Here is a 6,991-nt window from a genome sequence, read left to right on the forward strand (position 1 = left end):
AGCTGAAAATGCTGGAACAAATGGGCATTGCTGCCAAAGCGGCCTCGTACAAACTCGCGCAGCTTTCCAGCCGCGAAAAGAACCGGGTGCTGGAAAAGATTGCCGACTATCTTGAAGCGCAGACCGACGCGATCCTGAGGGCTAACGCTGAGGATCTGGCGGAAGCGCGCGCCAACGGTTTGAGCGAGGCGCTGCTTGACCGCCTGGCGCTCAACCCGGCGCGCCTGAGCGGAATTGCTAACGATGTTCGTCAGGTCTGCAGCCTGGCGGACCCGGTCGGTCAGGTGATCGACGGCGGTCTGCTGGACAGCGGCCTGCGCATTGAGCGTCGCCGCGTGCCGCTGGGCGTGGTGGGCGTAATTTATGAAGCCCGTCCGAACGTGACCGTCGACGTCGCCTCTTTGTGCCTGAAAACCGGCAACGCGGCGATTCTGCGCGGCGGTAAAGAGACCTGGCGCACCAACGCCGCCACGGTGAAAGTGATTCAGCAGGCGCTGCAGGAGTGCGGCTTACCGGCGGCCACCGTGCAGGCGATTGAGAGCCCGGATCGCGCGCTGGTCGGCGAGATGCTGAAGATGGATAAGTATATCGATATGCTGATCCCGCGCGGCGGCGCAGGTTTGCATAAGCTGTGCCGCGAGCAGTCGACGATCCCGGTGATCACCGGCGGTATCGGCGTCTGCCATATTTATATCGACCACTCCGCCGACGTGGCCGAAGCGCTGAAGGTTATCGTTAACGCCAAAGTGCAGCGCCCGAGCGCCTGTAACTCGGTCGAAACGCTGCTGGTGCATCAGGATATCGCCGAACGCTTCCTGCCCGCGCTGAGCAAGCAGATGGCGGAAAGCGGCGTCAGCCTGCACGCCGATGCGGCCTCCCTGCCCGCGCTGCAAAACGGCCCGGCCAGCGTAGAGCCGGTGAAAGCGGAGCAGTATGACAATGAGTATCTGTCGCTGGATCTGAACGTGAAGGTGGTGGCCGATCAGGATGAAGCGGTAGCGCATATTCGCGAGCACGGCACCCAGCATTCCGACGCCATCCTGACGCGCACCTTGGGCAACGCGAACCGCTTTATCAACGAGGTGGATTCCTCTGCGGTGTACGTCAACGCCTCTACCCGCTTTACCGACGGCGGCCAGTTTGGCCTCGGCGCGGAAGTGGCGGTCAGCACCCAGAAGCTGCACGCGCGCGGCCCGATGGGCCTGGAAGCCCTGACGACCTATAAGTGGATTGGTTTCGGCGACGATACCATTCGTGCTTAATGCTAATTGGGTGATGCAAAAGTAGCCGTTTGATTCGCAAGGGCATTGACGCATCACCCACTTAGTTTTAACCTTCTATCCCGTGCTTACGCTCGTCAGCACGTCTTGCAGGGCCGATATAGCTCAGTTGGTAGAGCAGCGCATTCGTAATGCGAAGGTCGTAGGTTCGACTCCTATTATCGGCACTCTCTAAGAAAATCAATAACTTAGGTTAAAATACCCAAGAAATTGTATCTTCTAAAATCACATCCAAACGCCTGTGTGTTGTACTGGCTTTGGTATCGTACAACATATGGGCAGGTAGTTACCAGGCTCAACCCTGTACAGATTTCACTTTGAAGCCAGAAGACGTCGCCAGCGTCTCTAATCCTCATACCAAAACCCTTAGCAAAGTTCCGCGCTTCGTGCGGCGCTCAATGATGCAACACGTCGAGATGACGTTGCAGACAATAAACAGGCGTAATGTTGGGAAGACTAACCGGATCGGGAAAGAATCCGGCTCTGCCACGGTTTCAGCCACCGGATTACAACGGCTACCTGATAAGAGAACATGCTGAGGCTTTAACGTCCCTGTGAAGGGATCATATTACTTGCGGGTGTCGCTTCGCTCCGCCCTTTCTTATGTGCCCAACACGGCACGTAATGGCCACTTATTGCCTTTTGATGTCGAACCCGTTGTAACTTTACTTATAACTTGAATATTTCTTAATCTGCCTTTGTAACCCACAGGAGGCGCATCCATGAACAAATCAGCAGCAACTAAACGCAACAATAGCAAAATCCATGCGAGGAAGTTTCTGGCGACGCCAGAGGGCAAGGCCTGGTTAGAACGCAAGAAAGCTGAAGAGGCTGAGTTAAAACTTGTTTCTGATGTAAGGAAATTTATCTAACGGGGCTTTATGGCTACTATTGTCCAAAATCTGTTATGGGAATATTTGATTACTAATATAAAGAAAAGCATTAGAAATATTATCTTTAGTAAGTTTTTGAGCTTTGTTCGCCCCAATACGGGGCGAAATCAAAACTGTCTATTCGGAAGTTTCTTGGCTTTGCTTTTTTATCGTTCGTATTTTCAGCATTTCAGTCTGGCCAGCTTCAGTTAATGACCAGAAAGTGTTCATGCTCCCATTGGTGGTTTTTAAATATTCGATTTTTATCAAGCCATAGGCTTTCAACTGCACACCTATGGTCTTAAGATCTTGAGAGGACACTTTTGCCGATGTACCTCCTTTACTAGCGACCTGCTGAGCTCTTTGGGCTATAAGAGACGAGACATTTGATTCAGAATAATACTGTACGAGATATGGGGATATTGTATGAAATATATGTTTCCATTTCATGCTAACAGACCAAATTTTTGTACCGCCAGCGGAGTATTGCCCCCTAGGAAAATTAGACTGACAATCAAAATCGAAAACGTCGTCGAAATCCGCTAGATCTAAGTCAAGGTTTTGGCTACGAATAGAAGTTACTTTTGCCAGTTCGCTTTTTAACAATTCATTCTCTTTTTGTAAATCAACGATTGCACGTAAATCAGTTTCGGAAGAAGTTAAGTTGGCTCTTACCCATCCGATTGCTGGATAAGTTTTCATCGTTTTACTCATACTTAAAGCAACCAACCCAGGTAAATCTTTGGCTGTTGCCCATGTTTTCCTGAGACGACTGGTTGAGGCCTTCTCTATGAATGCAGTTAGCTTCTCTCTGAGTTTAGAATCCTTTTCAGATTTGGCTAAAGGTAAATCTTCCGGATTCTCATGCACCAAAACAACGACGCGTAAGCCTTTTGAAACTGCGTAATCGAATTCCTTTTCGGTGTAACTCAAACCATCTTCTGCGACAGAGCCATAACGACCACCAATGATCAGCAGATAGTAATCACAGTCATCAATTACTTTTTTTATGAACTCCCATTGACCTTCATCAATTGCTGGGAACAACTCCATGCCTGCTGGGATGCAATCCATTTCCATCAGAGTCTGTATAACGTGTTTCCGTTCTTCTTCTAAATCGGTAAAAGTTGAACTTACGAAAACCTGGTAACGTTTATCCATTTTTATCCCTTAAAAAGAGGAAGGGGCTTATGCCCCTTCATTCAACATTAACCAGCGTGACGGTAGGATTCACGTACACCATCACGATAACCCTCTGCAAAAGCAGCCTGTGGGCTTTTGTGACGCACAGTCCCTGCCTGACTATCAGGTAAGGCGGCTAAGTCTACCCAAACCTGACCTGTACGAGCTAGACCTGCGCGATACCCCTGATCATAGGCACAACCACAACATTTGTGGCGGCCCTCACCACCTTGATCGTGAGGTAAGCTGATGAAAAGCGTGTTGTAACGGTGTGACTGTTTACAAATGGTCATGCAATGCTCCTTATGAGCGCTTATTTTAGGGTTTACATGATCCTCTTTGCCTGGCACAATCAAGCCGTCAGAAATGAAGGCAAGGCAAAGATTCATACGAGTTTGGCGACTCCTATTGGTCATGCAATGCAAGCCGGGTTTGTGAAAATGAACCCGGTTTTTTTATGCCTGCAATTTAGGCAATGGTACTACATGTAGTGGCATGATCATGACTACCTACTACATGAGCAATATTCTATTAAGGATTCTTCTTAGTACAAGAGTTGATTTTGACGTTAGATTGAGGTTGCGGAAGGGTAATAATCCGCAAGTCCCCGTCGCATAAGGCCTGGAGAAGAAGTCAATAAAACAGAAAAAAAAATGAAAATATGATCGAGTGATGATTCTCGGCAATTTGTTACCAGTAACTCTGACATTAGTTCCTACTCATTTCCTACTCCTTACCTCAGCCAAAATTGTTTTACACGGCTCTACGTTCTCTCTGCTTAGTAGAAAAATATCACCATCGCTCAAAATTGCAGCAAATCTAAAATATCAGACCGATTCTGGACAGTCTCGAAAGGACTTCCTTTTGAGACAGTTTGATCACCACGGTAGAATGTGCCTTCTGAGAGTCTTAAAAGGTTGATTTTTGATTTTGATACTCACAAGATAATGAGACCACCTTTTGAGACAAGGAAACGATTATGACAACGACTATTGGATACGTTAGGGTATCTACCTCTGACCAGACAGTAGAGAACCAGAAACAGCAGATTAAAGAAGCTGGTTATCACATTAGTAAATGGTATGTAGATGAGGCTGTAAGCGGTTCTGTGAGAGCCGTAGAGCGTTCTGGGTTTAGTGAACTACTCAACTACGTCCGAGAGGGCGATACGCTGGTTGTAGTTGGTATAGACCGCCTGGGACGTAACACGATTGATGTTCTCTCAACAGTAGAGACTTTACAGGCCAAAGGTGTGAAGGTTATCAGTCTCCGGGAAGGTTTCGACCTGTCAACGCCAGTTGGTAAAGCGATGCTCACTATGATGGCAGGGCTTGCCAGCCTGGAGAAAGACCTCATCGCAGAGCGTAGAACCGCTGGCATTAAACGTGCTCAGTCAGAAGGGGTTCACTGTGGTAGACCAAATAAAGCAACCTCAGAACAGGTTCAGCAGCTTCTTTCACAGGGAATGTCACCAAAGCAGGTGCTGGACGAGTTACAGATTAGTAAAGCCACTTTCTATCGTCTGAAATAATTTAACTCTACTTCCTTGTCTCAATTGACCTCGCTACGGCGGGGTTTTTTATTGTCCAAAATTTATATGTAAATAATTATCATTTGTAATAATGCACTGATCATTCATACAGGTTTCAAAAGTCAAAATTTTTACTTTTTCTAAAATTCACTTACCACGAAATAGCGAAGAGAAGAGTTTGTTTAACAACTTTAATGAATTTTTATTTAGAAATCTGGATGTTTAGACGTCTATATGAAATTCTTAATCTCTAATGTAATCATAACTCACTGATTTATATTGTTATTTTATTTTGTGTTATTTATGGGATGATTTATCTGCTTAAGCTATCAACCACAATATGGTGCTAATTAGCCTTTAATTACCCCTTATTAAGGGTAGATAAATCACAGTTCAATAACGTTTCATTTTACTTTTGACTATGAAAAGTTAACTTTAAACATGAACTACACACAATAAAAGAGGATATAATGAGCAACTATCTATTCAGCAATTATCAAGGCATTTATTTTGAAGGGGAATTTGAGGATGAAAATGCAGCTTTGAAAGCATTTAGGGACCATCGGTCAGTACCTAAGTGGGATCCAGTACAGAATTGCCAAACATATATGTTTCCTGAGTATGCTGGGGTGTATGCACCATACCCTATAGATGAGAATGATGATATCGAAGTGATTTTTAATGATTCGAGTTATATCGTGTCATTTGTATGTGATGATCAATATACTAACTTAAATAGTAAAGATGTTATTGAATTATATGAACAGGGAAAAATTCATCCTGCTCAAAAAATAAAAGTAATTAATCATAAGTAAGGAAATGCAAATGGCTGATCCTGTTTCTTTAGCCGCTATCTCTGGCACGCTTGAACTTGTTAATAAATCTGTTGATTTGGTTCGTAATCTGCGTAAAAAAGGAGATGAAGAGCTAACATCTGCTGAGATGCGTTTAACACTTCTCGATCTGCTTGATGACCTACTAGAGGTAAAAAGCGAATTTTTGACTTTAAAAGCTGTATTGTTGAGCAAAGAAGAACAGATTCAAGATCTTAAAGCTCAGTTAGAAGGAAAGAACTCATTAGAACATGATGGTCAGCTTTATTGGAAAAATGAAGATAAAACTCCATTCTGTCCAATTTGTTATGAAAAGGATTCCTCTTCTATTCATTTAACCTATATCGATGATCGTACTTGGTACTGTCTTGTCTGCAAAAATACTCAAAATTTAGAGAGGATGTAAGACGTTAATTAAAGTTAATGACGTCAATATTTATATTGATACATTTAAATATCTCTGGGGTAATAGATTTTTATTACCCTTTTAGGTACACCATAGGGAATAACTCCCTATAGCACAGAGTGTATTAACATTGATACAGGGTAATAAGATTTTAGTATGGGGGTAATAATTTTTTATTAGGGGGGTAATAAAATTTTAGTACCCAGGGTAATAAAAAAGTTACCACTATTATATTAATTATAAGATTAAATATTATATTAATTATAAGATAATATCTTTTTATCTTTAGTAATAGTTAATTATTTAGTAACTTCCCGCTATCGCGTGGATAGTATTAGTCCCCGAAGAAATACTTCTGGCTGATGTCGCGGGGACTATGATTGGAGTATTCACTTCATTTCATTCGTGATCATACTCAGGTGTAAGTATCTACTCCATTAGCTTGATGATAAACCTATCAAACTAATGAACTACATACTAACACTCATATACAGAAACTAATCAATTAAAAATGATTAACCTATTTTTAATCTCTTACTTTCTGATTCGTGGTAAACCTCCCGCAGGGAGAAGATCAGATCACAAGTTTCAAAACTTATAATTCATACAGTGATCTAAATCATATTAATAATTTATTATTAATAATATATATTTAATAAATCATAAAAGTAATATATTGATCTCCTCCCTGAAAACAGTGCCAGACTAAACTGAAGTCTCCGGTCTTTCTTCCATCTCACAGAGAGGCACATCGCCATGAAAAAGACCCGCTATACCGAAGAACAGATCGCGTTTGCGCTGAAACAGGCCGAAACCGGCACCCGTGTCGGGGAAGTCTGCCGAAAGATGGGGATTTCTGAAGCCACTTTTTATAACTGGAAGAAGAA

General features: G+C 43.5%; 7 protein-coding genes and 1 tRNA gene. 7 read left to right on the forward strand and 1 reads right to left on the reverse strand.

The window, feature by feature from the left end; translation table 11 throughout:
* Nucleotides 1-8: 8 nt before the first annotated feature.
* The 3 genes from proA to ABLU96_RS01905 all read left to right on the forward strand — a co-directional run bounded on the left by proA (nucleotide 9) and on the right by ABLU96_RS01905 (nucleotide 2,152).
* Nucleotides 9-1,262 (forward strand): glutamate-5-semialdehyde dehydrogenase, encoded by a 1,254-nt coding sequence (proA, locus tag ABLU96_RS01895; protein WP_014228088.1) that lies wholly within the window; start codon nucleotides 9-11, stop codon nucleotides 1,260-1,262.
* Between the two features lie 112 nt (nucleotides 1,263-1,374).
* Nucleotides 1,375-1,447: transfer RNA gene (locus ABLU96_RS01900), tRNA-Thr, on the forward strand.
* A gap of 555 nt (nucleotides 1,448-2,002) precedes the next feature.
* On the forward strand, nucleotides 2,003-2,152 hold the full coding sequence (locus ABLU96_RS01905; protein ID WP_164913918.1) for a hypothetical protein: 150 nt from the start codon (nucleotides 2,003-2,005) through the stop codon (nucleotides 2,150-2,152).
* Between the two features lie 138 nt (nucleotides 2,153-2,290).
* Here the strand turns inward: ABLU96_RS01905 and ABLU96_RS01910 are convergent, their stop codons facing one another.
* Nucleotides 2,291-3,313, reverse strand: a complete 1,023-nt coding sequence (locus tag ABLU96_RS01910; protein WP_064407197.1) for a DUF4062 domain-containing protein — start codon at nucleotides 3,311-3,313, stop codon at nucleotides 2,291-2,293.
* A gap of 1,000 nt (nucleotides 3,314-4,313) precedes the next feature.
* Here ABLU96_RS01910 and ABLU96_RS01915 point away from each other — a divergent pair.
* From ABLU96_RS01915 to ABLU96_RS01930, 4 genes are all read left to right on the forward strand, one after another.
* Entirely contained in the window at nucleotides 4,314-4,865 is a 552-nt protein-coding gene (locus ABLU96_RS01915; RefSeq protein ID WP_064405185.1) for a recombinase family protein, read from the forward strand.
* A gap of 470 nt (nucleotides 4,866-5,335) precedes the next feature.
* Nucleotides 5,336-5,680 (forward strand): hypothetical protein, encoded by a 345-nt coding sequence (locus tag ABLU96_RS01920; protein ID WP_064405187.1) that lies wholly within the window; start codon nucleotides 5,336-5,338, stop codon nucleotides 5,678-5,680.
* A 10-nt stretch (nucleotides 5,681-5,690) separates the two neighbouring features.
* Nucleotides 5,691-6,104 (forward strand): hypothetical protein, encoded by a 414-nt coding sequence (locus tag ABLU96_RS01925; RefSeq protein WP_064405189.1) that lies wholly within the window; start codon nucleotides 5,691-5,693, stop codon nucleotides 6,102-6,104.
* 756 nt (nucleotides 6,105-6,860) lie between these two features.
* Nucleotides 6,861-6,991, forward strand: a 131-nt coding sequence (locus ABLU96_RS01930) for a transposase (protein WP_348862294.1), incomplete at its 3' end; no start/stop codon positions are given.

It is taken from the genome of Klebsiella sp. CN_Kp106, from assembly GCF_040064575.1.
In the GTDB taxonomy this organism is placed as follows: Bacteria; Pseudomonadota; Gammaproteobacteria; order Enterobacterales; family Enterobacteriaceae; genus Klebsiella; species Klebsiella michiganensis.